Source organism: Streptomyces prunicolor (assembly GCF_045162825.1).
GTDB lineage: Bacteria > Actinomycetota > Actinomycetes > Streptomycetales > Streptomycetaceae > Streptomyces > Streptomyces prunicolor.
On the sequence record NZ_CP108676.1, the window covers coordinates 9,235,494 to 9,262,053 of the forward strand.

20 protein-coding genes are annotated in these 26,560 nt (G+C 69.3%); 8 read left to right on the top strand and 12 right to left on the bottom strand.

What is annotated here, in order from left to right; translation table 11 throughout:
- Nucleotides 1–1,764, top strand: a complete 1,764-nt coding sequence (locus OG588_RS41905; protein WP_405951806.1) for an acyl-CoA synthetase — start codon at nt 1–3, stop codon at nt 1,762–1,764.
- 34 nt (nt 1,765–1,798) lie between these two features.
- On the top strand, nt 1,799–2,254 hold the full coding sequence (locus tag OG588_RS41910; protein WP_405951807.1) for a MaoC family dehydratase: 456 nt from the start codon (nt 1,799–1,801) through the stop codon (nt 2,252–2,254).
- A 177-nt stretch (nt 2,255–2,431) separates the two neighbouring features.
- Here OG588_RS41910 and OG588_RS41915 read toward each other — a convergent pair whose 3' ends face one another.
- The 8 genes from OG588_RS41915 to OG588_RS41950 form a co-directional block, all read right to left on the bottom strand.
- Nucleotides 2,432–3,274 carry a hypothetical protein gene (locus OG588_RS41915; RefSeq protein ID WP_405951808.1) on the bottom strand — a complete coding sequence of 281 codons (843 nt, stop codon included), beginning with the start codon at nt 3,272–3,274 and terminating at the stop codon, nt 2,432–2,434.
- The gene (locus OG588_RS41920) at nt 3,274–4,947 is read right to left on the bottom strand and encodes a PHP domain-containing protein (protein WP_405951809.1); all 1,674 of its coding nucleotides are present in this window, start codon (nt 4,945–4,947) and stop codon (nt 3,274–3,276) included. The genes OG588_RS41915 and OG588_RS41920 overlap by 1 nt, the downstream gene beginning before the upstream one ends.
- Nucleotides 4,948–5,034: 87 nt before the next feature.
- On the bottom strand, nt 5,035–6,903 hold the full coding sequence (locus OG588_RS41925; protein WP_405951810.1) for a LamG-like jellyroll fold domain-containing protein: 1,869 nt from the start codon (nt 6,901–6,903) through the stop codon (nt 5,035–5,037).
- 88 nt (nt 6,904–6,991) lie between these two features.
- Nucleotides 6,992–9,913, bottom strand: coding sequence for a glycoside hydrolase family 2 TIM barrel-domain containing protein (locus OG588_RS41930; protein WP_405951811.1), 2,922 nt, complete (start codon nt 9,911–9,913; stop codon nt 6,992–6,994).
- Nucleotides 9,913–10,776: a carbohydrate ABC transporter permease gene (locus tag OG588_RS41935; RefSeq protein ID WP_405951812.1), complete on the bottom strand. Its 864-nt coding sequence runs from the start codon at nt 10,774–10,776 to the stop codon at nt 9,913–9,915. Before OG588_RS41935 ends, OG588_RS41930 begins: the two co-directional genes overlap by 1 nt.
- Before the next feature lie 13 nt (nt 10,777–10,789).
- Nucleotides 10,790–11,749 (bottom strand): carbohydrate ABC transporter permease, encoded by a 960-nt coding sequence (locus OG588_RS41940; RefSeq protein ID WP_266864319.1) that lies wholly within the window; start codon nt 11,747–11,749, stop codon nt 10,790–10,792.
- Nucleotides 11,749–13,035, bottom strand: coding sequence for an ABC transporter substrate-binding protein (locus tag OG588_RS41945; RefSeq protein ID WP_405951813.1), 1,287 nt, complete (start codon nt 13,033–13,035; stop codon nt 11,749–11,751). The genes OG588_RS41940 and OG588_RS41945 overlap by 1 nt, the downstream gene beginning before the upstream one ends.
- A 108-nt stretch (nt 13,036–13,143) precedes the next feature.
- On the bottom strand, nt 13,144–14,160 hold the full coding sequence (locus OG588_RS41950) for a carbohydrate kinase family protein (protein WP_405951814.1): 1,017 nt from the start codon (nt 14,158–14,160) through the stop codon (nt 13,144–13,146).
- 150 nt (nt 14,161–14,310) lie between these two features.
- Between OG588_RS41950 and OG588_RS41955 the strand changes: the two genes are divergently transcribed.
- The 3 genes from OG588_RS41955 to OG588_RS41965 all read left to right on the top strand — a co-directional run bounded on the left by OG588_RS41955 (nt 14,311) and on the right by OG588_RS41965 (nt 19,603).
- A complete protein-coding gene (locus tag OG588_RS41955; RefSeq protein WP_019058991.1) occupies nt 14,311–15,075 on the top strand; it encodes a DeoR/GlpR family DNA-binding transcription regulator in 765 nt (254 codons plus the stop codon).
- Complete coding sequence (locus tag OG588_RS41960) at nt 15,072–16,409, top strand: 6-phospho-beta-glucosidase (protein ID WP_019058990.1); 1,338 nt, start codon at nt 15,072–15,074, stop codon at nt 16,407–16,409. The genes OG588_RS41955 and OG588_RS41960 overlap by 4 nt, the downstream gene beginning before the upstream one ends.
- 134 nt (nt 16,410–16,543) lie before the next feature.
- A complete protein-coding gene (locus OG588_RS41965; RefSeq protein WP_405951815.1) occupies nt 16,544–19,603 on the top strand; it encodes an alpha-mannosidase in 3,060 nt (1,019 codons plus the stop codon).
- Between the two features lie 54 nt (nt 19,604–19,657).
- On the opposite strand, the gene OG588_RS41970 is transcribed toward OG588_RS41965, so the two are convergent.
- Nucleotides 19,658–21,343 (bottom strand): carbohydrate binding domain-containing protein, encoded by a 1,686-nt coding sequence (locus OG588_RS41970; protein ID WP_405951816.1) that lies wholly within the window; start codon nt 21,341–21,343, stop codon nt 19,658–19,660.
- A gap of 138 nt (nt 21,344–21,481) precedes the next feature.
- Nucleotides 21,482–22,636, bottom strand: coding sequence for an ATP-grasp domain-containing protein (locus tag OG588_RS41975; protein ID WP_266864331.1), 1,155 nt, complete (start codon nt 22,634–22,636; stop codon nt 21,482–21,484).
- A gap of 304 nt (nt 22,637–22,940) precedes the next feature.
- On the opposite strand from OG588_RS41975, the gene OG588_RS41980 reads away from it, so the two are divergent.
- Nucleotides 22,941–23,849, top strand: a complete 909-nt coding sequence (locus tag OG588_RS41980; protein WP_405951817.1) for a metallophosphoesterase family protein — start codon at nt 22,941–22,943, stop codon at nt 23,847–23,849.
- Entirely contained in the window at nt 23,797–24,519 is a 723-nt protein-coding gene (locus OG588_RS41985) for a 4'-phosphopantetheinyl transferase (protein WP_405951818.1), read from the top strand. Before OG588_RS41980 ends, OG588_RS41985 begins: the two co-directional genes overlap by 53 nt.
- On the opposite strand, the gene OG588_RS41990 is transcribed toward OG588_RS41985, so the two are convergent.
- Nucleotides 24,485–24,712, bottom strand: a complete 228-nt coding sequence (locus tag OG588_RS41990) for a hypothetical protein (RefSeq protein WP_033281635.1) — start codon at nt 24,710–24,712, stop codon at nt 24,485–24,487. The genes OG588_RS41985 and OG588_RS41990 overlap by 35 nt on opposite strands.
- 218 nt (nt 24,713–24,930) lie before the next feature.
- Between OG588_RS41990 and OG588_RS41995 the strand changes: the two genes are divergently transcribed.
- Complete coding sequence (locus tag OG588_RS41995; protein ID WP_405951819.1) at nt 24,931–25,956, top strand: alpha/beta fold hydrolase; 1,026 nt, start codon at nt 24,931–24,933, stop codon at nt 25,954–25,956.
- 45 nt (nt 25,957–26,001) lie between these two features.
- On the opposite strand, the gene OG588_RS42000 is transcribed toward OG588_RS41995, so the two are convergent.
- A complete protein-coding gene (locus OG588_RS42000; protein ID WP_405953345.1) occupies nt 26,002–26,541 on the bottom strand; it encodes a toxin-antitoxin system, toxin component in 540 nt (179 codons plus the stop codon).
- Nucleotides 26,542–26,560 lie beyond the last annotated feature (19 nt).

The following is a 26,560-nucleotide window of genomic DNA, read 5'->3' on the forward strand; positions in this document are numbered from 1 at the left end:
ATGCGCAACGAGGGACTGGGCTCCTGGCCCGCACGCCGGGCCCGCAAGACCCCACACCGCACGGCTTTGGTCTACGGCGACGGTGGATTGTCGACAATCGGCAGTGAGTCGTCGACAGTCGGCAGTGAGTCGTCGACGGTCGGCGGTGAGTCGTCGACGGTCGGCGGTGGGCCGTCGGCGGGTCACAGTAGTTCGACGATGGCCGGCGGTGGATCGTCGGCGGGACCTGGCGGTTCGTCGACAGCCGCCCGCGGTTCGTTGGCGGGACCTGGTAGTTCGTCCACGGTCGCCAGTGGATCGTCGACGGGTCACGGTAGTTCGTCGACAGTCGACACCGGCTCGTCGATGGACTACGGCACATTGCATACACGAACCACCCGCCTCGCCCACGTCCTGCGCGCCCACGGCGTCCGCCGCGGTGACCGCATCGCCTACCTCGGCCCCAACCACCCCTCCTACCTGGAGACCCTGTTCGCGGCCGGTACCCTCGGCGCGGTCTTCGTCCCCCTCAACACCCGCCTCACCGCCCCCGAGATCGCCTACCAACTCGCCGACTCCGGCGCGAAGATCCTCGTCTACGGCCCGACGCACGCCGGTCTCGTCGCCGGACTGCCAGGCAACACCGACGTACGGACGTACCTCGAAGTCGGCCCGGAATACGAGGAGTTGCTCGAAGCGGCCGCCACCGAGCCGATCGACGAACCCGTCACCGCCGACGACACCTGCATCATCATGTACACCTCGGGCACGACCGGCCGCCCCAAGGGCGCCATGCTCACCCACGGCAACCTGGCCTGGAACGCGATCAACGTCCTCGTCGACACGGACCTGATCGCCGACGAACGAGCCCTGGTCTCCGCCCCGTTGTTCCACACGGCGGGCCTGAACATGCTCACCCTGCCGGTGCTGCTCAAGGGTGGTACCTGTGTCCTGGTCGAGTCCTTCGACCCGGCGGCCACCTTCGACCTCATCGAACGGCACCGGATCACCTTCATGTTCGGGGTGCCGACGATGTTCGATCAGTTGGCCAGGCACCCGCGCTGGGCCGACGCCGACCTGACCTCATTGCGCATCCTGACCTGCGGCGGCTCCCCGGTCCCGTCCCCGCTGATCGCCGCCTACCAGGAACGCGGACTGACCTTCCTCCAGGGCTACGGCATGACCGAGGCCGCGCCCGGGACCCTGTTCCTGGACGCCGAACACGCCGTGAGCAAGGCGGGTTCGGCGGGTGTGCCGCACTTCTTCAGCGACGTACGGGTCGTACGGCCCGACCTCACCCCCGCCGATGTCGGCGAGGCCGGCGAGGTCGTGGTGCGCGGGCCCCATGTCATGCCTGGCTATTGGGGGTTGCCCGAGGAGACGGCCGCGGTCTTCGCCGACGGCTGGTTCCGCAGCGGCGACGCGGCACGGACCGACGAGGACGGGTACGTGTACATCGTCGACCGTATGAAGGACATGATCATCTCCGGTGGGGAGAACATCTACCCCGCCGAGATCGAGGACCTGCTCCTCGCCCACCCCGACATCGTCGAGTGCGCTGTCATCGGGGTCGCGGACGACAAGTGGGGCGAGGTGCCGCGCGCGGTCGTCGTGCCGCGCGGAGGTGCCTCGTTGGATCCGGACGAGGTGCTCGCGTCACTGGCCGGCCGGCTCGCCAAGTACAAGATCCCCAAGTCGATGGTGGTCGCGGACGAACTCCCGCGCACCGCCTCCGGAAAGCTCCTCAAGTCCCGGGTGCGCAAGCGCTTCGGCACCAACTCTTAAGTCTCGGCACCAACTCGTAAGTAGGGAAAGCGATATGGGCATCACCGTCAACGGCCTCGACGAACTCAAGAAGCTCGCGGGCAGCGACCTCGGCGCCAGCGAGTGGATCGAGGTCACCCAGGAACGCATCGACACCTTCGCCGACGCGACCGGCGACCACCAGTGGATCCACGTCGACCCGGAGAAGGCCGCGGCGGGCCCCTTCGGCGCGCCGATCGCGCACGGCTATCTGACCCTCTCCCTCTTCATCCCGCTCTTCACCGAGCTGCTGGACGTCGAGGGCGTGTCGACGAAGGTCAACTACGGCCTGAACAAGGTGCGTTTCCCGGCGCCGGTGAAGGTCGGCTCGCGCATCCGGCTCGTCGCCAAGCTCGCCTCGGTCGAGGACGTGCCGGGCGGGGTGCAGGTCGCCGTCGACGGGACGATAGAGATCGACGGCGGACCGAAGCCCGCCGCCGTCTTGCAGAGTCTCTCGCGGTTCTACGCCTGACCGCCTGACCGGCTGCAGCTGTCGTCTGTCTTCTTGCAGCCTGTCCACGGCCTACGGTTGCTTGTCTACTGCTGCCCGTCCACTGCCGCTTGTCTATGACCGACAGCCGACAGCCGACAGCCGACAGCCGACAGCCGACAGCCGACGGTCGGCAGTCAACTGTCGACCGGCGTTTGTCTACTGCTGTTTGTACGAGTAGACGCTGGTCGACACCACGCACACGCCCGGCTGTACGACCTCCGCGCGCAACGTCCCGCTGTTGACGTCGTAGTCGATGCCCTCGGCCTCGAACGTGCCCGTGCAGATGCTGCGCGCCGGCAGTGCGAACAGGCTGGTGACCGTGCCGGTGATCGGCTGGCCGTCCAGCTTGTGGGGCAGGTCGACCTGGAGGAGCGGGCGGATCTCGGGGAACTTGGTCCCCGACGCGTCGTCCGAGACGCACACCAGCCGGGTGTCCGTCACGAAGTCGCAGCCCTGAATGTCGTTCACCGTCTTGTCCAGGGTGATCTGCCCGGCCTGCGGCAGCGCCCCGCCCGTCGCCGGAGTGGACGTGTTGAGCAGGGGAGTGGGAAAGACCTGGAGTCTGGACTGGTCGCCCCACTCGCCCGACACCATCCACTGCGTGTCCGGCGAGATCGCGTCGAACGAGTTGTTGATCTTCTCGCCCGAGTCCAGCGTGTGCACGTACGTGTAGCGCGCCCCCGACGGCGTGGTGACCGCGAACATCTTGGACGTGCCCGTGTCGGCGCCCTGATAGGCGTCGAAGACGTAGCCGTTCGCGATGTCCGGGTCGCCGATGTGGTTCCAGCCCTGGATGCGCAGATCCAGCGGGATGGACGCCAGCCCGCGGTACAGCAGCGAGCCGTCCGCCTGACTGGCGACGCCCTCACCGCCGCCGAGGCTGTCGGTGTAGGCGGTACCGGTCTCCACCCAGGTGGTGGCGGCTGCGGCCGAGGAGGTGCTCACGCCTAGCGTGAGAGCACCCAATAAGCCAGCGAGGACAGCAAGTTGACGCTTCATCAGATACCTGCCAGGTCGACGAAGATGGGGTTGGAATAGAACCATGTGTCGGCCCACGGGTCACCGTTTCCGGGCTCGTGGGGGATCGGGCCGTGCGGGTCGACCGAGGCGCCGAGGTAGCCCGCGCCGTGTCGCTTGCCGTCGCTGCCGCGCAGCCGCAGGTAGAAGGACTCGTCCCCGGCGGTCACCGGGATGCGCAGCGTGTACGTCCCCTTGCGGCCGCTCACGTCCGCCGTACGCACGACCCTCGTGTCCGGCGCCCGCCACACGTCCCGGTCGGACACCGCGCCGCGCACCGCACCCCGGATCACGTCGACGTGCGCCAACTCGGGCAGGATTCCCTGGGCGTTGGGACGCGAGGCGGTCGTCACCGTGACGTTCAGCGTGAGCCGGTCGCCCTTGCGGACCCGCAACCGGCCGCCCAGGGTGACACCCTGACCGTGGTCACAGTCACGCTTCAGGCGGACGTCGAGCCCGTCCAGCAGATGCCCGTGGTCCACCCAGACCCGGCCCGCGCGCATCCCCGCCATCACCTCGCGGTAGCCGTAGCGCGTCACGCCGACGTGCGTTCGGCTGAACTCGCCGGGCCAGAAGTCGCTACCGGGCTGCGGGGAGTCGGTCTGCACCGGGTCGGGCAGCTTCCCGGTGTTGTCGAAGTTCTGCCCGTCGGGCCAGGCGCCGTTGGCCCAAGTGTCGTAGACCGTACGGTGGTTGTCGGAGTTGGTGGTGATCGAGAACAGTCGGCCCTCGGCCAGCATCGAGTCCCACAGCCCGCCGACGGTCGCCGTCGCCCAGTCGAAGCCGCCGTACGTCACATACGCGTCCGCCGGATACCCCGACCAGGACTGCGCCGACGGCTTGTTCTCGTACTCGCCCCGGATCGACGTGGCGCCGCGCCAGCCGGGGAGGGCCGCGCCCTGGGCGCCGGGTGCGCCCTCCATGCCGATCATGATCTCGGGGGCCGCGTCCCGCCAACCGCGCATCTCGTGCGGGGAGTCGATGCCCAGGCGCAGCGGGTGGTTGGCGAGGACGAGGACGTCGTCGACGTAGCCCGAACGGCGCTGCGCGGCAAGCCACTTGATGGCCTTCACTGCGTGGGCCTCGTTGCGAGCGGTGTCCGCGTCGGCGGCGCCGCCCTTGTCGTAGCCCAACAGTTTGCCGTCGTAGGCGAGTTCGAACTGCGTGAGCAGATCCACCTCGTGCCGGCCGGGCGCGGCGAACACCGTGCAGTGCTCGGCGGCCGGGATGTACCACTCCAGGCCCTGGAAGATCAGCTGACGGGGATTCTCGGCGCGCGCCTTGAGGATCTCGGCGTGCTCCAACTTCGCGCCGTAGGAGGCGTGTCCGAAGTTGGAGTGCTCGTTGAACACCATCCAGTCGAGGCCATACTTCGCGGCGGCCTGGGCCTGCTGGGAGAACGTGTACTTGGCGTCGTGGCTGTACACGGAGTGCACGTGATGGTCGCCGACGAGATAGGCGAGGCGTGGGTCGTTGCCGCCGTAGCCCCGGCCGGCCGCCGAGGCGGAGGTGGCGAGCGGTCCCGCACCGAGGGTGAACGCGGCGCCGAACAGGCCCGCACGGCGCAGGAGTTGGCGTCGGGAGACGCCCTGTGCGTCGAGGGCGGCGGGGGAGACGGACGGATCGGCCCAGGTGGGCAGCTGCTGCTCGGTCATGATGGTTCGGAAGTCCTCTGGAGGCTGGAGGGCTGTCAGTGGTTCATGAAGTCAGTGATCCATGAACCAAAGCCAGTGATCCATGAGTCAGTGGTTCATGAAGGAGGTGACGGGCAGCGCCCGTTCGACGATCCGGACGTCACCGAGCCGGCCGTGCAGGATCTGGTCGATCTTCCCGGCGTACTCGTAACCGCCGAGCAGCCAGGGCAGGCCGACCGAGGTGAGGCCCACGGCGGTCGCCGTCGGATTGCGCACGACCGGACAGCCCTCGACGTAGAGCGTGGTGTGCTTGCCGTCGTTGACGACGGCGAGGTGCCACCAGGTCTCCAGCGGGGTCTCCTGACCCCAGTTGCTGGCGATGCCCTCCTGGTTCAACGGGCGTACCGCCCACTGCGGTTCGCGGTCGTTGGAGAGGGAGAGCGTGGCGAGGGGCTCGTCCGGGTCGTCCCCGGTCTTGCCCGCGGCGCCGCCCGTGCCGGTCCGGCTCACCAGTCCCGACCAGGCGTTGTGGTCGGGGTCCCAGTCGGCCGGCAGTCGGTAGAACGCCTCGATCGTGTAACCCCGCTTGAACGTCGCCGAGTTGAGCGGCGCACCGTCGACCGTGCGCAGATACGCGCCCTTGAGTGGCGACTTGTAGCCCGTGAACTCCAGGCTGCCGTGGCCGGGTTGGTCGGGGTGGTGGTCCGAGGACCAGTTCAGGGTGGAGCCGCCGACCGCGACGAGGGTGAGGTCGTTGCCCCGCCCGGACTGGTCGCGGACTGTTCCGCTCACGGCCGTGGCGTCGGAGTGTCCGTCGAAGCGCCAGTACGCCACCGTGCCGGGGACGAGGAGCTTCGAAGCGGGACGCGACGGGCGGGCGGCGACCGGGGCGAAGCCGGAGAAGCGGTCCGCGAAGTCGATGTCGACGGTGAACCGGTCGGCGTCGCCGCTGAGTTCGATCTCCTGGCGCTCCAACTCGTTCAGGCCCTTTGCCGCCCGGCCCAGGATCCACGGGGAGACGGTCTCGACGTCGATGACCCCGCGGTCCAGGTCGAAGCGGTAGAGGCGGATCATCGCGGCGCCGCCGAAGTAGCGGTTCTGATAGTTCGTCAGGTGTAGATGGACATCATTGCCCGCCGCGTTCTTGCGCGTCGCCCGACCGGCCGGCCAGTAGTGCCCGTTGAGCGTGAGGAAGATCTGGTCGTGGTCCTCGATCAACTGGTCCCACAACTGCTGCCCGTAGTCCGACAGTTGGTCGTCCTCGACGACCAGCTCGTGCGTCGTCAGGACCACCGGCGTGTACGGATGCTGAGCCAGAACGCTCTTGGCCCACGCGTACCCCTTCGCCGACAGCCGCCAGTCCAGCGCCAGCACCATCCACTCGCGGCCCGCGGCCTCGAAGAGGTGGTACGTGTTGTAGCCGTCGGCGGAGGCACCGCCGAACGTGCGCGCGCCCTTGAAGCGCTGCGGCCCGAACGTGTCCAGGTACGGCGAGGTGCCGCGCTGGTCGTCGGTCGACGAGTTCACGTCGTGGTTGCCGGCCAGCACGCTGTACCCGACGCCCCGCCGGTCCAGCAGCCTGAACGCCTCCCCGATCGCGGCGAATTCAGGCTTCGCGCCGTTCTGCGTCAGGTCGCCCAGGTGGGACAGGAACACGATGTTCTCGTCCTTGCCGTGCTCCAGGAGGTAGCGCAGCGAGGCCTCGATCGGCGCCTTGTCGATGCTCGGCCCGTCGAAGAGGTACTGGGTGTCCGGCATCACCGCGAGGGTGAAGCGTCGGCTGTCGGTGTCGGGGCGCCAACTCGCCTTCGCAGAAGTCGAGTTGGGGGCCGCCTCGGCGGCGGTCGGCAGTGTGACGCCGGCCGTGGCGGCGGCGCCGAGCAGCGCCGTCGCCCGCAGGAAACTGCGCCGTCCGGCACCGGCCTGGGCTGTCTCGACCTGCTCGTGGTCGTGCTCGTGCTCATGCGAAGTACACACGTGTGCTTGCTCCGTGGATAAGTGCCCGCGAAAGCGGGGGAGTTCAAGGCTGGGGATTGGGAAGCCGCGGATTCGGAAGCCGCTGATTTCAGAGAACGCGCAGGGTCCAGCTCCAGCGATGGACGCCCGGTGGGACGAGATACTCCGGTGACGTGTCGGGGCCGCACGAGGCCGTGCCCAACCCCCGGTGCGCCGCGTCGAGTTGCACCACGCAGGATGCGCGCGGCACCAACTCGTCGTGATGCCGTACGGCGGTCAGGTCCTCCGCGCGATGGCGGGTCACCGAGACCTGGCGGGGCTCGTCGAGGTCGACCGCGAGACCGGTGGCGTCCGGTGCCGACAGCGTGAACCGCCGTACCCCGTGTCGGCCACCGCTCTCCTGCGGCCGCAGATACGGGGTGAACAACTCGTCGACGGGGACCGAGTGGTGGCCCACGGGCGCGCCGGTGCTGCGGTCGGGGTACGACTCCCAGGGACCCCGGCCGAACCACTCCAGCAGATCCAGCCCCGGCACCGTCTCGAACACGGTGCCCACCCGGGCCACGTCGACGAACTCCTCGGGCAGCTCAGCCGATTCCTCGACCAGCACCCCGCCCTCCACCGGAGTGAACACCTGACAGTGCCGGACGACACCGACCGCCCCGGCGTACTCCGCGACCGTCGTCACCCGCTCGCCGTCACGCCGCACCGAAACAACCTTGCGGACCAGCGAGTCGAGCCCCCAGGCCCGCCAGCGCGCCGCTATACCGCCCAGCTCATCGTTGTCGGTGGGCGCCCGCCACAGGGACAGGGTCGGGGCGAGAGTCAACAGCGGGTGACGCAGCAGGCCTTCGCCGTCGACCTCGATCCGGCCAACGCCAACCACCTTCGGTGTCACGGGAGTTGCCGCCCGCAGCCGGACCTGGGGTGCGCACACGTTCGTGCCGCGCGGTGCCCACGGCTGGTCCTCGGCCGTCGTCACCCGCAGCGTCAGCCAGGTCTCGCCGCCGTCCTCCGGCAACTCGAACGGCAGCGGTACGGCCGTCGTCTCGCCCGGGCACAGGGCGGGCAGTTCGGCCGGAGCGGTCAGCGTACGGCCGTCCGCGAGCGCCAACTCCCAAGTCCCGGACAGCCATTCGAGGCCCCGGAAGTGCTGGTGGTTGCCGAGGACGATGCCCTCGTGCCGGAAGCTCTCGATGCGCACCGGCGCCGCGATCTCCCGGTGCTCGAACATGACCGGCTTGGGCGTGCGGTCGGGAAACACCACGCCGTCCGCGATGAACGCGCCGTCGTGGATCGACTCGCCGAAGTCACCGCCGTACGCCCAGCGTTGACCGGGCGCGGCGACACCGTTGTCATAGAGTCCGGCGCCCGCGCGGCCGGTGGGTCTTCCGTCGCTCACACGTTGCAGGATTCCGTGGTCCCAGAACTCCCAGATGAAGCCGCCCTGAAGACCCGGGGTTGACTCGATGGCGGCCCAGTGGGCCGCGAGGGTTCCGTTGCTGTTGCCCATCGCGTGCGAGTACTCGCACTGGATCAACGGCTTGGTCTGCTCACCGGACAGCGCGTGCGCGACACAGTCCTCCAGCGGCGCGTACATCGGGCACGCGATGTCGGAGGCGAGGTCCGGGTCGGCCCAGCCTCGCTTGGCAGCGCCCTCGTATTGGACCGGTCTAGTCGGGTCGTGGCGCCGGACCCAGCCGGCCGCCGCGTCGTGATTGGCGCCGTAGTCGGACTCGTTGCCCAGAGACCAGATGATGACCGAGGGGTGGTTCTTGTCGCGCAGCACCATCCTCGACACCCGGTCCACGAACGCGTTCAGATAGCGCGGGTCGTCCGCGATCTCGTGCGCGTGGTCGTGCGACTCGATGTCCGCCTCGTCGACGACATAGAAGCCCAGCTCGTCGGCGAGGTCGTAGAGCGCCGGGTCGTTCGGATAGTGCGCGGTGCGGACCGCGTTGAAACCGAACCGCTTCAGCAGCACCAGATCCGCGCGCATGTCGTCGTACGACACCGTGCGGCCGGTCAGCGGATGGAAGTCGTGCCGGTTGACGCCCCGGATGTACACGCGCTCGCCGTTGACGAGCAGGTCCCGCCCGACGATCTGCACGTCCCGGAAACCGATGCGCCGGTACGACGAGTCGGCGACCGTTCCGTCGGCGCGGTGCAGCCGGACGGTGAGGCCGTACAACTCGGGCGTCTCGGCGTTCCAGGTGCGGACCTCGGGCACGGTGGCGCGCATGCGGGCCTCGCCGAGGAAGCCGGAGACCCGGTCGTCCTCGGCGTTGAACCGGTCGAACTCCTCGTCCTGGGCGAGGAGTTGACCGTCGAGGTCACCGCTGAGGTACCACCCGGCGGGCAGTGCGCCACCCGCGTCCCGCACCTGGCAGTCGACCCGCAGCTCGCCGTCGTAGGACGCCCGCACGGTCACGTCCGCGAGATACAGCGGATCGATCGCGTACAGCAGCACGGAGCGCGTGACGCCCCCGTGCCACCACTGGTCCTGGTCCTCGATGTGCGAGGAGTCCGACCACTTCACGACGGTCAGCCGTACGGTGGCCCGCGCGCCGGGACGTACGACGTCCGAGAGGTCGAACTCGGCGGCGAGGTGGGAGTCCTTGGAGATGCCGACGGACCGCCCGTCCACGTGCACGAGCAGCACGCTCTCGGCGGCTCCGACCTGGAGCACGATCCGCCGCCCGACCCAGTCGGCCGGGACGTCGATCTCACGCTCGTACACGCCCGTCGGATTGGCTGCGGGCGACAGTGGAGGGAATTCTGCATACGGCATACGGACGTTCGTGTACTGCGGAAGGTCGTCCGTATCCTGCATGGTCCATACGCCCGGCACGTATGCGGACGACCAGGCGTCCGCGAGCGGAGCGTCCGGCGCCGCCAGCAGCTGGAAGCGCCAGTCGCCGTCGAGGGACACGGCCTCGGCGCGGCGGTCGACGGCGGACATGGGCAACCGCCCCCAGGAGGTCACCTCGGGTGACTCCCAGGGGCGGAGCGCGATGAGCGGGTCGGTCATCAGCGGATGGCTCCCTTGCCGAGGTCGCCGATGATCTGCTTGGCGCCGACCGCGAACACGATCAGCAGGGGGACGAGGGCGAGGAGCGCGCCGGTCATGACCATTCCGTAGTCGGTGGTGCCGTGGGTGCCGTTGAGCTGGGACAGGGCCACCTGGAGGGTGACGTTGTTCGGGTTGGTGAGGGCGATCAGGGGCCAGGCGTAGTCGTTCCACTGGCCCATGAAGGTGAAGATGCCGAGGAAGGCGAGGCCCGGCCGGACCACGGGGAGCGCCACGTGCCAGTACTGGCGCAGGAAGTTCGCGCCGTCGATGCGGGAGGCGTCGAGGAGTTCGTCGTGGATCGCGCTCTTCATGTACTGGCGCATCCAGAAGATGCCGAACGCGTTGGCCGCCGCCGGCACGATCAGCGCGGTCATCGAGCCGATCCAGCCGAGCTTCGCCATGATCACGAACTGCGGGATGGCCGCGAGCTGCGCCGGCACCATGAAGATGACCATCAGCAGCGCGAACAGCACGTTCTTGCCGGGGAATTGGAACTTGGCGAAGACGAACGCGGCCAGCGAGTCGAAGAACAGGACCAGGAAGGTCACCGACCCCGCCACGAGTACCGAGTTGAACATCGAGCCGAAGAAGTCGATGTTGTCGAAGAGGCTGCGCACGTTCTCCAGGAAGTGGGTGCCCGGCAGCAGCTTCGGCGGGTAGGAGAAGATCTCCGACGAGGTGTGCGTCGACATGATCACGGCCCAGTAGAACGGGAAGGCCGAGAGCAACACGCCCAGGATCAGGGAGACATGGAGGGCGACGCCGCGGCTCCGGGTGCCCCGGATCGCCTTCGGTCGCCGTGTGCCTTGGAAGAATGCCATGGTGACCGGCTCCCTAGTCTTCGCCCCGGCGCTGCACCAGGCGCCAGTTGACGATGGAGAAGATGATGACGACGAGGAAGATGCCCCAGGCCACGGCGGCGCCGTAACCGAAGTCGTTGTTGTCGAAGGTCTGTTGGAAGAAGTACAGGACCATCGTCTGGCCGGAGTGGCCCGGACCGCCCGCGAACGTCGAGTCGTTGGAGGTGTTCTGGAGCAGTACCTGTGGTTCGGAGAAGCTCTGCAGACCGGTGACCGTCGAGATGATGAGCACGAACAGCAGCACCGGCCGCATCATCGGCAGCGTGATCCGGAAGAAGGTTTGGACCGGTCCAGCGCCGTCCATCCGCGCCGCCTCGTACACCTCGCTCGGGATGGTCTGCAGACCGGCGAGGAAGATGATCGCGTTGTAGCCGGTCCACTGCCAGGTCATCAGCGTCGCGATGGCGATCTTGATGCCCCACGGGGTGTTCAGCCAGGCGATCTGATCGATACCCACCGCCTGCAACAGGGCGTTCACCAGGCCGAAGTTGGTGGAGAACACCGAGCCGAAGACGATCGCGATGGCCACCACCGAGGTGACGTTCGGGAGGAAGTAGGCGAAGCGGTACACGTTCTTGAAGCGGACCGCCGAGTTGAGCATCACGGCCGTGATCATCGCGAGGAAGATCATGGGGAACGTCGCCAGCGCCCAGATGATGAGGGTGTTGCCGATCGAGTTCCAGAAGTCGGTGTCGCTCAGCAGGTACTTGTACTGCGACAGACCCGCCCACTCCATCGAGCCGAGGCCGTCCCAGCGGTGCAGGGAGAGGTAGAACGAGAAGCCGACGGGGATCAACCCGAAGCAGAGGAACAGCAGATAGAACGGGGAGATCGCGGCGTACAGATGCCAGTACTTGCGGAAGCCGTTCTTGGGCCGCGAGGAGGCGGACGAACTGTCCACGGCGGCAGGGGGCTTGTCCAGCGCGGTGGCCATCAGTAGCTCACCCCCAGGTGGTCCGCGATGCGCCGGCACTTGCTCATGGCGTCACTCCAGGCCTTCTTGGGGTCCTTGCCGAGGACACCGACGTTCTTGATCTCGTCCTTGAGGGGCTGCCCGAGCGCGCTGTCGAACGGGCTGTTGTAGGCGACCGTGATCCTCTGCGCGGCCGGCCCGAAGACGTCCATCGTGTCCTGGCCGCCGAAGAACGGGTCCGCCACCCGCACCGTCTTGAGGTCGTACGAGGCGGGAGTGGAGGGGAACAGGCCCGCGTCCACGAACCCCTGGGCCTGGTTGGCCGCGTTCAGGATCCAGGTGATGATCTCGAAGGCTCGCTCGGGCTCCCGGCACGCCTTCGTGATCGACAGGAACGAACCGCCGTTGTTGGCCGGCCGCACCGGCATCTGGGCAACTCGCCATCGCCCCTTGGTCTTTGGTACGCCGGTCTTGATGTCGCTGGTCGCCCAGGAGGCGTTGAGCTGGCTGGGCAGCTTGCCGTCCTGTTCGGCCGAGAGCGCGTCCGGTGTGCCGCTGACCAGATCCGAGACGATCTTGCGCTGCTTGGCCTCCACCGCCAACGCCCAGGCGTTGCGCACGTGTTGCTGGTCGCCGATGAAGTGACGGTCCTTGTCGACGTACCGCTTGGAGCCCTGGTTCACCACGTTCTCGAAGATGCTGTTGACGTCGGTGATCAGTGAGGTCCCGGGAATCCGCTTCCTCAGCTGCTCGCCCGCCGCGAAGAACTTCTCCCAGGTGTTCAACTCCCGTGACACGTCGGCCGGTTCGTACGGCAGACCGGCCTTGCGGAACACGGCGAACTGGTAGAAGTGCGCCACCGGACCGCAGTCGATGGGGAAGCCGACCATGGTGCCGTCGTCGGCGATGCCCTGCTCCCACTTCCACTTCAGGTACTGGCTCTTGTACTTGTCCGCGCCGAGTGTCCTGAGGTCCACGAACTGGTCGGCGTTGGGCAGATAGGACGCCATGTCCTCGCCCTTGAGGCCGGCGATGTCGGGGATGTGGGCCTTGCCCGCCATCGTGGTGATCAGCTTGGACCGGTAGTAGCCGCCGATCTTGATCGCCTGGAGGTCGACCGTACTGTCGTAACGCGCCTTGGCGTTCTTGACGACCGTGTCGCCGAGGCCGCCGTCCCAGTACCACAGGACCATGTTCCGGCCGGTGGAACCGGTCGGTACGGCGCAGCCGGACGTCAGGCCGCCGAGCGCCGTGGCGGCCGTACCGGCCAGGCCCGCACGGAGCAGGCCTCTTCGTGAGAGCCGCACAGCTCCCACCGCCTTTCGGATCTGTTCGATCTGTTCGGGTCGTGCATACGAGGGACTCAAGTGGGGGGACTTACAAGGAACTTGCGAGGGACTTGCGAGGTGGGGGAGCTACTCCCGTGCGGGGGGAGTGACGGGCGCGTACGTGACGGGCGGGCCGGGGTCCGCCGGGATCCTGTCGACGAGGAAGCCGTATGCACGCCGCAGTTCCGGATCGCGGACTGTATGCAGCCAACGGTCGACGCCGTACCAGCCGGGTGCCGCCAGCGCGCCGCCGTGGTGCTGGACGGACAGCCCGGCCGCGAGCACCGCGAACCGCAGCCGTTCCTCCAACGGCCAGCCGCCGAGCGAGGCCGCGACGAAACTCGCGCCGAACACGTCACCGGCGCCCGTCGCGTCCAGGACGTCGACGGCCAGCGCCGGGACCTCCGCGTACTCGCCGGTCGTCTGGTCGACGGCGATCGCCCCGTCCCCGCCCCGCGTGATCACCGCGACCGGCACCAGTTCGGTGAGGATGCCGAGCGCCGCGACCGCGCTGTCGGTGCGGGTGTAGGCCATCGCCTCGGCCTCGTTCGGGAGGAAGGCGTGGCACAGGGCGAGCTGGTCGAGCAGCTCGCGGGACCACTGCTCGGTGGGGTCCCAGCCGACGTCCGCGAAGATCTGCGTGCCGTTCGCCGAGGCCTTGCCGAGCCACGCGCGCGGCTCGGCCTCCAGGTGCACCAGCGCCGTCCGCGCCTCGGGCGGGTCGCCCATCAGCACATCCTGGGAGTACGGCGGTTCCTGGCCGTGGGTGACCAGCGCCCGGTCGTCGCCGTGGGCGAGCGAGACGGTGACGGGGGTGTGCCAGCCGTTCGCGGTGCGGGACAGGGAGAGGTCGACGCCCTCCTGGCCTGCGAGAACCTCATGGCAGTACGCGCCGTAGAAGTCGTCGCCGAAGACCGTGGCCAGCGAGGTCCGCAGGCCGAAGCGGGACGCGGCGACCGCGAGGTTCGCGATGCCGCCGGGGCCGCAGCCCATGCCGCCGGTCCAGATCTCCTCGCCCGGCATCGGCGGCTGCGGCAGACCCGTGAGCACGAGGTCGTAGAAGAGCAGCCCGGTCAGCAGCACATCGGGCCGGGGGTCGTCCACGCGCGCATCCTCTCGTCGGCACGTCGTCTGGAGAGTCGTCAAAACTCTTCATTTCGGTGACCGGAATCGTGCGCTGCTCGACGAGATTGGTCAATACCCAAGCAGAACTGAGCATAGAAATGATTGAAGATGACGAGTAGTGTTCGCGACGTGCTGGCAGAACGACGACATCAACTCATCCTGCGGGCCCTGCGCTCAGGGGGTCCCGCGGCCGTGACCGATCTCTCCGAGCAGCTGGGTGTGAGCCCCGCCACTATCAGGCGTGATCTGCTCAAACTGGAGGAGGACGGACTGCTCACGCGTGTCCACGGCGGTGCCGTGGCCGACGAGGGCGACCAGCCCTTCGCCGAGGTCGCCGAGGTGCGGGTGGCCGAGAAGGACGCGATAGCCGCGCGCGCCGCGGCGATGGTCGCGGACGGCCAGTCGGTCCTCCTCGACATCGGCACCACCGCCTACCGGCTGGCCCGCCAGCTGCACGGCCGCCGGCTCACCGTGATCACCAGCAACCTCGTGGTCTACGAGGAGCTGGCCGACGACGAGGGCATCGAACTGGTGCTGCTCGGCGGCATGGTCCGGCGCGAGTACCGCTCCCTGGTGGGCTTCCTCACCGAGGACAACCTGCGCCAGCTGCACGCCGACTGGCTCTTCCTCGGCACCAGCGGAGTGCGGCCCGGCGGCCAGGTGATGGACACGACGGTCGTCGAGGTGCCGGTGAAACGGGCCATGATCAAGGCCGCCGACAAGGTCGTGCTGCTCGCCGACGCGCAGAAGTTCCCGGGGACGGGGATGGCGAAGGTGTGCGGTCCCGAGGACCTGGACGCGGTGGTGACGAACGCCCCGGTCGACCCGGTGACCCGTTCCTCCCTGGAGGAAGCGGGCGTCGAGGTCGTCGTGGCAGGAAAGGTGAAAGCGTGAAGCTGACGATTCTGGGCGGCGGCGGGTTCCGGGTGCCGCTCGTGTACGGGGCACTCCTGACCGACCGCGGCGAGGGCCGGGTCACCGAGGTGGTGCTGCACGATCTCGACGACAGTCGACTGTATGCGGTCGCCCGTGTACTGGCCGAACAGGCCGCCACCGTGCCCGACGCCCCCACCGTCACCGCCACCACGGACCTCGACGAGGCCTTGCGCGGCGCCGACTTCATCTTCTCCGCGATCCGCGTCGGCGGCCTGGAGGGACGGGCGAACGACGAGCGGGTGGCCCTCGCGCAGGGCGTCCTCGGCCAGGAGACGGTCGGCGCCGGCGGTATTGCCTATGGTCTACGAACCGTGCCCGTCGCCGTCGACATCGCGCAACGCGTGGCCCGCCTCGCCCCCGACGCCTGGGTCATCAACTTCACCAACCCGGCGGGCCTGGTCACCGAGGCCATGTCCCGCCACCTCGGCGACCGCGTCATCGGCATCTGCGACTCCCCGGTCGGCCTCGGCCGCCGTATCGCCACGGTGCTCGGCGCGAACCCGCGCGAGGCGTTCATCGACTACGTCGGCCTCAACCACCTCGGCTGGGTCCGCGGTCTGCGCGTCGCCGGCCGCGACGAACTCCCGCGCCTGCTCGCCGACCCGGACCTGCTCGGCTCCTTCGAGGAGGGCAAGCTCTTCGGCACCGACTGGCTCCAGTCGCTCGGCGCGATCCCGAACGAGTACCTGCACTACTACTACTTCAACCGCGAGACCGTCCGCGCCTACAGCGAGGTCGAGAAGACCCGCGGCGCGTTCCTGCGCGACCAACAGGCCCAGTTCTACGACGAGATGAAGCGCCCCGACACGGCCGCGCTGACCGCCTGGGACCGCACCCGCGCCGAGCGCGAGGCGACCTACATGGCGGAGAACCGCGAGACCGCCGGCGCCGGCGAACGCGACGCCGACGACCTCTCCGGCGGCTACGAGAAGGTCGCCCTCGCCCTGATGCGGGCCATCGCCCGCGACGAACGCACCACCCTGATCCTCAACGTGCGCAACCAGGGCGCGCTGTCCGTCCTCGACACGGACGCCGTCATCGAGGTGCCGTGCCTGGTCGACGCCAACGGCGCCCACCCCGTCGCGGTCGCCCCGCTGCCCGATCACGCCACCGGCCTGGTCTGCGCGGTCAAGGGCGTCGAACGCGAGGTCCTCGCGGCGGCCGAGAACGGCTCCCGTACGACCGCGGTGAAGGCCTTCGCGCTGCACCCGCTGGTCGACTCGGTGAACGTCGCGCGCCGACTGGTCGAGGGCTACACCGAGGTCCACCCGGGTCTGGCGTACCTTAAGTAGGCACTCTTCAGTAAGCGCTTTCCCCAAGTTCATGACAGCAGCCCGAGTTCGCGACCGCACCCCGAGTCCTCCGCAGCGAGTTCTCGACAGCTCCCCAAGTTCTCAGCAGCTCCCTGGTTCCCTGGAGACCTCCCATGCACGACGAACGCAGCCGGATCGAGGAGCGCGTCCAGCGCGCCCATGACCAGCGCATCAAGCCGGCGATCTACGCGGCCACCGCGCCCTTCACGGTCGAGGCCTGGCAGGCCCCCGGTGAGCCGGTCCCCTTCGAGGAGGCCGCGGCGGCGCCGTACGCGCCGTTCGCGATGGACACACCGTGGGGTCCGCCCTGGGGCACCACCTGGTTCCGGATGCGCGGGCAGGTGCCGGAGGAGTGGGCCGGGAAGCGCGTCGAGGCCGTCATCGACCTCGGCTTCACGGGCGACTGGCCCGGCAACCAGGCCGAGGCCCTGGTCCACCTCGCGGACGGGACGCCGCTGAAGGCCGTCAACCCGCTCAACCAGTACGTGGCGATCGCCAACCCGGCGACCGGCGGCGAGGTGATCGACTACCTGGTCGAGGCGGCCTCCAACCCCGACATCCTCGCCAACAACTTCTCCGAGCCGACACCCCTCGGTGATGTACTGACGGCAGGCGACCGTCCACTGTATACATTCCGCCGCGCCGACCTCGCCGTCCTCGACGAGGAGGTCTTCCACCTCGACCTCGACGTCCAGGTGCTGCGCGAACTGATGCTGGAACTGGGCGAGCACGACCCCCGCCGGCACGAGATCATGCATGCGCTCGACCGAGCCCTGGACCTCCTCGACCTGGACGACGTCGCCGGTACGGCCGCCGACGTACGGGCCGCGCTCAAGCCGGTGCTCTCCAAGCCCGCCAACGCCAGCGCGCATGTCATCTCCGGTGTCGGGCACGCGCACATCGACTCGGCGTGGCTGTGGCCGATCCGCGAGACCAAGCGCAAGACGTCCCGCACCTTCTCGAACGTGACGTCCCTGGCCGACGAGTACGAGGACTTCATCTTCGCCTGCTCGCAGGCCCAGCAGTACGAGTGGGTGCGCGACAACTACCCGCAGGTGTGGGCCCGCATCCAGGAGTCCGTCAAGCGCGGTCAGTGGGCGCCGGTCGGCGGCATGTGGGTCGAGTCCGACGGCAATCTGCCCGGCGGCGAGGCCATCGCCCGCCAACTCGTGCACGGCAAGCGGTTCTTCATCGAGCACTTCGGCGTCGAGACCAAGGGCGTGTGGCTGCCCGACTCCTTCGGCTACAACGCGGCCTACCCGCAGCTCGCCAAGCTCGCCGGCAACGAGTGGTTCCTCACCCAGAAGATCTCCTGGAACCAGACCAACAAGTTCCCCCACCACACCTTCTGGTGGGAGGGCATCGACGGCACCCGCATCTTCACCCACTTCCCGCCGGTCGACACCTACAACGCCCGCTTCAGCGGCGAGGAGATGTCCCGCGCGGTCCGCAACTACCAGGAGAAGGGCAACGCCACCCGCTCCCTGGCCCCGTTCGGCTGGGGCGACGGCGGTGGCGGTCCGACCCGCGAGATCATGGAACGGGCGCGCAGGCTCGCCGACTTGGAGGGTTCACCGAAGGTCGTCGTCGAGCACCCCGACGAGTTCTTCGCCAAGGCCCGCGCGGAGTACCCGGACGCTCCCGTCTGGGTCGGCGAGCTCTATCTCGAACTCCACCGCGCCACGTACACCTCCCAGGCCCGCACCAAGCAGGGCAACCGGCGCAGCGAACACAAGCTGCGCGAGGCCGAGTTGTGGGCGACCACCGCCGCGCTGCACGCACCGGGCTACGTGTACCCGTACGAGAAGCTCGACAAGCTGTGGAAGACCGTGCTGCTGCACCAGTTCCACGACATCCTGCCGGGCTCCTCGATCGCCTGGGTGCACCGCGAGGCCGAGGCCGAATACGCCCGTGTGGCAACGGAGTTGGAGGAGCTGACGGCAACGGCCGTGGCCGCGCTGGGCGGCGGCGGTACCCGCGTCTTCAACACCAGCCCCTTCGACCGCGCCGAGGTCATCCGCACGGCGACCGGCGTCCCGATGTACGCGACGGTCCCCGCCAACGGCACCGCCCCGCTGGCCGCCGAGTACGTCCCGCAGGCGGTGACCGTCACCGACCGCGTCCTCGACAACGGCATCGTCCGCGTCGAACTCGCCGACGACGGCACCCTCGCCTCCGTGCGCGACCTGCGCCACGGCGGCCGTGAAGTCCTCGCGGACCAGGGCAACTTGCTGCGTCTGCACACCGACCTCCCGAACTACTGGGACGCCTGGGACGTCGACAAGCACTACAAGAACCGCTTCACCGACCTCCTCGACGCCGACTCGATCACCGTCGTCGAGCAGGACCCGTTGCTCGGCGCGATCCGCGTGGAACGGTCCTTCGGCAAGGGCTCGAAGATCGTCCAGACGATCACCGTCCGCGCGGGCAGCGCCCGGATCGACTTCGAGACCGACATCGACTGGCACGAGGCCGAGAAGTTCCTCAAGGCCGGTTTCCCGGTGGACATCCGGGCGGCGCACTCCTCCGCCGAGATCCAGTTCGGCCACATCCAGCGGCCCACGCACACCAACACCAGCTGGGAGGCGGCCCGTTTCGAGGTCTCCGGCCACCGCTGGGTGCACCTCGCCGAGCCCGGCTACGGCGTCGCCGTCATCAACGACTCGACGTACGGCCACGACGTCTCCCGCACGGTCCGCGAGGACGGCGGTACGACGACCACGGTCCGCCTGAGCCTGGTGCGCGCCCCGCGCATCCCGGACCCGGGCGCCGACCAGGGCAGGCACCGCTTCGTGTACTCGCTGCTGCCCGGCGCGAGCATCGAGGACGCCGTCGCCGAGGGCTACGCCCTCAACCTCCCGCTGCGGGTGGCCGATTCGGGCGGCGCCCCGGAGCCGGTCGTCTCCGTCGACGGCGACGGCATCACCATCGAGGCGGTCAAGCTCGCCGACGACGAGTCGGGCGACGTCGTGGTCCGCCTCTACGAATCGAGCGGTGGCCGTGCCCAGGGCTTCCTGCGCACGGGCTTCCCCCTCGCCGGCGCGCGGATCACCGACCTGCTGGAGCGCCCGTTGGCGGACGAGGTCTCTGTCGACGGCGATTCGGTCGCCGTCGCCCTGCGGCCCTTCCAGATCCTGACGCTCCGTCTGGAACGTGCCGGCGCGGGCGAGTAGACACACCGAGGCGGCCGGCCCCCACGGGGGACCGGCCGCCAGGGGTGGGGGTCGTCAGCCGGTGAAACCGGCTGTGATGGATGTGAACTGCCAGGTGTTCTGGCTGATGCCGGAGCAGTTGCTCACCACTCCGCCACCGGCGCACCCGCGGTCGCGGTTGACCGACCAGAAGGCGAGCCGGGCGATGTGGTGCGAGTTCGACCAGTCACGGATCTGCGTCCAGATGGCGGGAGTTGTGGTCTCCGACTGGTCCGACAGACCGTTCATGCCCGAGATGCCGATGTGCGAGTAGGCCGTCGCGTCGTCCCACCCGAAGGTGGACTTCAGCTTGGTCTTCAGGCCCTCGGCCGCGGCGACCGTGTTGCCGTACATGTCGGCGCCGCCCCCGAAGTCGAACGGCATGATGGTGAAGACGTCGATGCCGGCGTTGAGCGACTGCGCCTGCTCGATGAGCCGGTTGCCGTAGTACGTCGGGCCGGTCGTCGAGGTGCCGAAGGTGACGATCGTGCGCAGGCCCGGGTTGTTGGCCTTGACGGTCTTCAGCGCGGTCAGGATCTTCGCCTGGACGGCCTCGTTCTCGAACTCGTCCGAGTTCTCGATGTCCATGTCGATCGCCTTGAGGCCGTAGGCGGTGATCACCTTCTGCAGGGCCCCGGCGAGGGCGCTCGCGGAGGAGCAGTTGGCGCCGAGCTTGCTGCCCGACCAGCCGCCGAACGACGGCACGATGTCACCGCCGGCCGCACGGATCTGGTTGATGGCGGTCTGGTCGACGCCACCGGTCAGCGGCCGGCTGCCGTCCCAACTCGGGTTGCAGCCACCGGAGTCGAGCACGAACGCCATCGTGAACCACTTGATGCCGGTCGCGCTCATCACCGTGCTCGGGGCCGGCGGATCGCCCCAGCCCTCGTAGAGATACGGCGCGGCCTGGGTGAAGCCGGTGCCACCGCCGGTGCCGGCACTCGTCGTGACGCTCACCGCGCCCGAGGCCGCCGAACTGTTCCCGGCCGCGTCACGCGCCTTCACGGTGAACGTGTAGGCGGTACTGGCCGCGAGCCCGGTGACCGTGCCGCTCGTACCGGAGACGCTGAGGACCTGGTTCGAACCGCTGTAGATGTCGTACGCAGTGACGCCCACGTTGTCCGTCGAGGCGCCCCACGACAGGGACACGGTCGACGAGGTCTTGGCCGTGGAGGTCAGGCCGGTCGGCGCGGTCGGGGCCTGGGTGTCGCCACCGCCGCCACCGCCCGGGCCGTCGAGGCTGATGTCGTCCGCGTAGTAGGTGCCCTGCGCGTACCAGCCGTGGACGTAGATGGTGGCGCTGGTCTGCGAGGCGGTGGTGGTGAAGGACGTCGTCAGCTGGCTGTACGCCGACGGGGACGAAGTCCACGTCGAGGAACCGCCGTTGACACCGAGGTAGACATAACTGCCGCGCACCCAGCCGCTGAGCGAGTACGTCGTGCTCGGCTGCACGGCGACCGTCTGGGAGCACTGTGCGGTGTCGCTCGAACTCACCGCGCCCGCAAGGGCTTTGGAGCCGCCGTGCGCGGGCGTGGAGACGACCGAGCCGAGGTTTCCGGAGCAGGACCAGGGGGAGAGACTGCCCGACTCGAAGCCGGGGTTGGTCAGGACGTTGGCAGCCTCCGCCGTACCGGGCAGCGCGATCGCCCCGGCCATGGCCAGGGCGGCGGTACCGAGCAGGGCGAGGAGTCGATGTCTGGAGCGTCTGAGTGTGTCGCGCACGCGATCTCCCTGAAGTAATGGGGGTGTTCGGGAGTGCAAGAGGGTGCGCAACCAAGTTGGTATGGACCAATCGCGGTGTCAAGGTGCGACGCCATGATTGGTCCATACCGGTATGAAGTTGTGGTCCAGGCCCGCCAGTCAGGCGCGCGCGGCCGCCCGGCTGCCCGACTCGGAGGTCTCCGTCGCCGTCTCCACCGCGTCCTGAGCGGGTGCGGGCGCTGCCGCCGGGAGCAGGGGCTCCGACTCCTCCGCGCGCTGGTGCGGGAGCGACACCGGACGCAGCTGCCGCGGGCCGGACACCACCGCGTAGTCCGCGCCCAGGAACGGCGGCTCCATCGTGCCCGGGTCCTCGCCGAGCGCCAACTGCACTGCCGCCCAAGGGGCGTTGACCCCGCACAGCGACAGCTGGTGCAGTCCGCCCGCGGGGCGGGTGTTGACGTCCATGAGCACCGGCTGGTCGCCGAACATGCGGAACTGGATGTTGGACAGGTAGTGCAGTCCGAAGCCCTCGGCGATCCGGCGGGCCGGCTCCAGCCACTGCTCGTGCAGGGTGAAACCGCGACGGCGGCCGTTCTTCGTGCGGCCCACGGCGAGGCGAATCAGGTTGTCGGGACCGGTCAGGCAGTCCACCGACACCTCCGGCTCCTCCAGGCGCGGCATGACCAGCCAGTCGACCTGCTCGTCGGCCTGCTCCAGCGCCTCGACGACCGTGTCGAGCGGGACGTAGGGGCTCGGGAAGCCGTTGAGGTGCATGAGTGAGAAGGGGGCGCGCGTGATCACACGGAAGCCCACCCCGCCCGCGCCGGACGCCGGCTTGAAGCACGCCTTGTGTCCGGCGGCCTCCAACTCCTCGACGGCGGCGACGAGTTCGGGCGCCGTGCGCACCCGCCACCACGGCGGTACGGGCACGCCGATCGCCTGGACGGCCTCGTACGCGATCACCTTGTCGTGGAAGACGGCGACGGCCTCGGGGGTCGGCGCCAGCAGCGCCGTGCCCACCGCCGCGAAGTCCGCGCGGTGCGCCACGATCTCCGACTGGTGCAGCCGGGGCACGAACACGTCGATGCCGCGGCGGGCGCACTGGTCGAGGGCGTACTCGACGTAGGCGGCCGGGGACAGGCCCTCGGGTTCCATGTCGGCGGTGTCGGCGGCGGCCAGTACGGGGGAGTCGGCGTCGCCGTGCGTGGCATGGATCTCGACGGCCCGGTCGCTGGGATTTCTCCGCAGCTGATCCATGAAGAACACGTTCTCCGCGTACGTGCGGTTGAGCCAGACGCGTACGCGAGAGACCATGCAGGGCCGTCCTTTCGGGTTCACGGGCACGGCGGAGCGAGGCCGTGCCCGGCCAGGGTGGTTGGAGGTACACCAAACCGCCCTCGGCGAAGGGGCGTTCGTGACGGTGGTGTTGGGGCGATCATACGGCGTTCGAAGGGTGCCGCGTGCAACGCCCATGTTACGGATTCCCCGATGGTGCCCACCCGCCGTGTGAACTCCCCTCGCGGCCCCGCTCTGACCGCCTCGTATGCCCCGGCCGTCTTGTCGCGGAACGGCGGCGTGTGATCTCGTGGACTCATTCGCGGGTACGGAGGGGGCGAGGGTGGAGTCGACGGCCGGCGGTGCCGGACAGCTGCTGGCCATCAGCGACCTGCACATCGGGTACGCCGAGAACCGCGCCCTGGTGAAGAACATGCGGCCCGTCACGGACGACGACTGGCTGATCGTGGCCGGTGACATCGCCGAGACCGTGGCCGACATCAGCTGGGTCCTCGAACTCCTCGCCGGCCGCTTCCGCAAGGTCCTGTGGGCCCCCGGAAACCACGAACTGTGGACCCACCCCAAGGACCCCGTCACCCTGCGCGGCGTCGCCCGCTACGACCATCTCGTCGCCCTGTGCCGGGAGTTGGGCGTCGTCACGCCCGAGGACCCCTACCCCGTCTGGGAGGGCCCCGGCGGCCCCGTGGTCGTAGCGCCGCTCTTCCTGCTCTACGACTACTCGTTCCTCCCGGCCGGCTGCTCGACCAAGGACGAGGGACTGACGTACGCGCACGGCACCGGCATCGTCTGCAACGACGAGTTCCTGCTGCACCCCGATCCCTACCCCAGCCGCGAGGCGTGGTGCCGGGCCCGGGTCGCCGCGACCGAACGCCGGCTCACCGAGATCCCCGACACCCTCCCCACGGTCCTGATCAACCACTACCCCCTGGACCGGCACCCCACCGAGGTCCTCTGGTACCCCGAGTTCGCCATGTGGTGCGGCACCACCCTGACCGCCGACTGGCACCGCAGATTCCGCGTGGACACCATGGTCTACGGCCATCTCCACATCCCGCGGACCACCCACCACGAGGGCGTCCGCTTCGAAGAGGTGTCCGTGGGATACCCCCGCGAGTGGCAGAAGCGCCCGGAACCCCCGGGCCGACTGCGCCGCATCCTGCCGATGGAGGTCGGAACCGGTGATCGAGGAACTGCTTCCGGACTCCGTGGTGACCGTGGAGACACACGGTGACGAAGGGCTTCAGGACGCCCCGCTGTACCCCGAGGAAGAGGCCCGCGTGGCCCGCGCGGTGCCCAAGCGCCGCCGCGAGTTCACCGCCGTCCGGGCCTGCGCCCGGCGCGCGATGGAGAAGCTCGGCGTGCCCCCGCAGCCGATCCTGCCCGGCGCCCACGGCGCACCGGCCTGGCCCGCCGGAGTCATCGGCAGCATGACCCACTGCGACGGCTACTGCGCCGCCGTACTGGCCCGCGCCGGCGACCTCGCCTCGCTCGGCATCGACGCCGAACCCCACGCACCGCTCCCGGACGGCGTCCTCACCGCCGTCTCCCTGCCCGCCGAACAGGGACGCCTGGCACGCCTGACGGCGGAGCGGCCCACCGTGCACTGGGACCGGCTCCTGTTCAGCGCCAAGGAGTCCGTCTACAAGGCGTGGTTCCCCCTCACCGGCAAGTGGCTGGACTTCTCCGAGGCGGACATCGAGATCTTCACGGACCCGGGCGAGGAAGTGCGCGGCGGTCTCCGCGCCCGCCTCCTCGTCCCCGGCCCGGTCGTCGACGGCGAGCGCCTCGACGTCTTCGAGGGCCGCTGGACCGTCGGACGCGGACTGGTCGCCACGGCCATCACGGTCCCGCATCCCCTAACTCCCCTCACCCCTCCGGGCACCAGCTCTCCAGCAGCCTGAAGAACGCCTCCTCGTTGCCCGCGAGCCCGGCGTCCGTCAACGCCTGGTCCGCCTCGGCCAGTACCGAAGGCGGGACGAGGACGGGGCGAGGGGCGCCCGGTGGGCCGTCGAAGGCTGCTCGGACCGTGTGCAGCAGCCGGAGATAGGCCTGGACGGCGGCGCGCTCGCGGTCGGTCATCACTGCGGTCTGCATAGGACGGCTCTCCCCTGGTCGGCTTCATGCGCCTCCGCACGGCGGCGGCACGACTCCAGCTTGCCGGGTGCCACTGACAATGCCGTTGTGCCGGGCGTCGGTTCGCCCGCTTAGCGGAGGCGAAACGTCCTCGAAATCCCCGGTGGTACAGCGGCCCTACGCTGGAGGGAAGGGCTTTCGGCCGACTGCGGGCGGCCAGGTGAACGGGAGGCGAGTGCGTGGAGGACGTCCCGGCACGGCGCCCGGCGCGCGCCGCACGACTGCGCTCGGTGGGCGCCGGAGAACTGGAGCTGCAGTACCGCGTCGTGCACGGATACCGCCGCGCCTTCCGCATGGCGGGCCAGGGCCCGGCGCTGGTCCTCATCCACGGCATCGGCGACTCCTCCGCCACCTGGACCGACCTCATCCCCGACCTCGCCCGCACCCACACGGTGATCGCCCCCGACCTCCTCGGCCACGGCGCCTCCGACAAACCGCGGGCCGACTACTCGGTCGCCGCCTACGCGAACGGCGTCCGCGATCTGCTCACCACGCTCGGCATCGAGTCCGCGACCCTGCTCGGCCACTCGCTGGGCGGGGGAGTGGCGATGCAGTTCGCCTACCAGTTCCCCGAGCGCACCGAACGCCTCGTCCTGGTCAGCGCGGGCGGTGTGGGCCGCGAGGTCAATCCGGTGCTACGGCTCGTCTCGCTCCCAGGATCCCATCTCGCCCTGTCCGCACTGCGGTTGCCCGGCATGCGGCTACAAGTGGGCCTCACGGTGGGGCTGTTGCGGCTCCTCGACACCGACCTCGGCCGGGACGCGCCCGAACTGCTCACCCTCGTCGACGCGTTGCCCGACGAGACCGCACGCAACGCCTTCATCCGCACCCTGCGCGCGGTCGTCGACTGGCGCGGCCAGGTGGTCACCATGCTCGACCGCTGCTACCTGACCGAGGGCATGCCGACCATGCTGCTGTGGGGCGACCGGGACAGCGTGGTGCCGGTCCGGCACGCGTACGGCGCCCACGAGGCCATGCCGGGCAGCCGGTTGGAGATCTTCGAGGGCGCGGGACACTTCCCGTTCCACAGCGACCCGGCACGGTTCCTCACCCTGGTCGAGGAGTTCACCGGCACCACCACCCCCGCCCACTGGAGCCGCGAGCACTGGCGCGACCTCCTGTGCGAGGGCCGCCCCGGCGTCACGGCCCAGGGCGAAGCGACGGAACGGGACCTACGGGAGGCGAGCGAACGCAGCGCCACGTGACCGACCGGCCGCCCGGTGAACAGGAAGGTGACTGGTCGTCACTTACTAGCTGCGCGGCCCCGGATACCCCAGCGACGCCTCGATGCGCCCCGCCAGATGGTCGTGCTGGGCGGGCCCCCTGAGGGACGAACCGGCCAGCCACGTACGGCACTTGCTGGCCAGCAGCAGGCCGAAGCTCTCGGCCTCCCGCTCGTCGGCACGCTCGAACCCGCTGCGGGCGGCCACGTTGAGGACGGTCGCGCGCAGCGCCGCCTCGTCGACGGCGTCGGTCAGGAGCCGGGTGGCCACCGCGGCGCCCTCCAGGTGCGGGCCGCAGTGGCCGGCCTTCATGTGCCACAGCTCGTGGCCCAGGATCACCAACTGGTGGTCGGGGGCGGTGCGTTCCTCGATCACGACGAGGTCCTGGTCGGCCATGTCGAGCCACAGTCCGCTGGCGGTGCCGGCCGGGAAGGCGGCCGTACGGAACTGGACCGGGCGGCCCCGGCGGCGGCTCATCGCGTCGCACAGCGCGGCATACAGGTCGTGGGGGCGTGCGGGTGCGCCGAGGCTCAGTTCCGCGACCAACTCGCCGCACAGGCGGCGCATCTGCCGTCCGATGCCCACA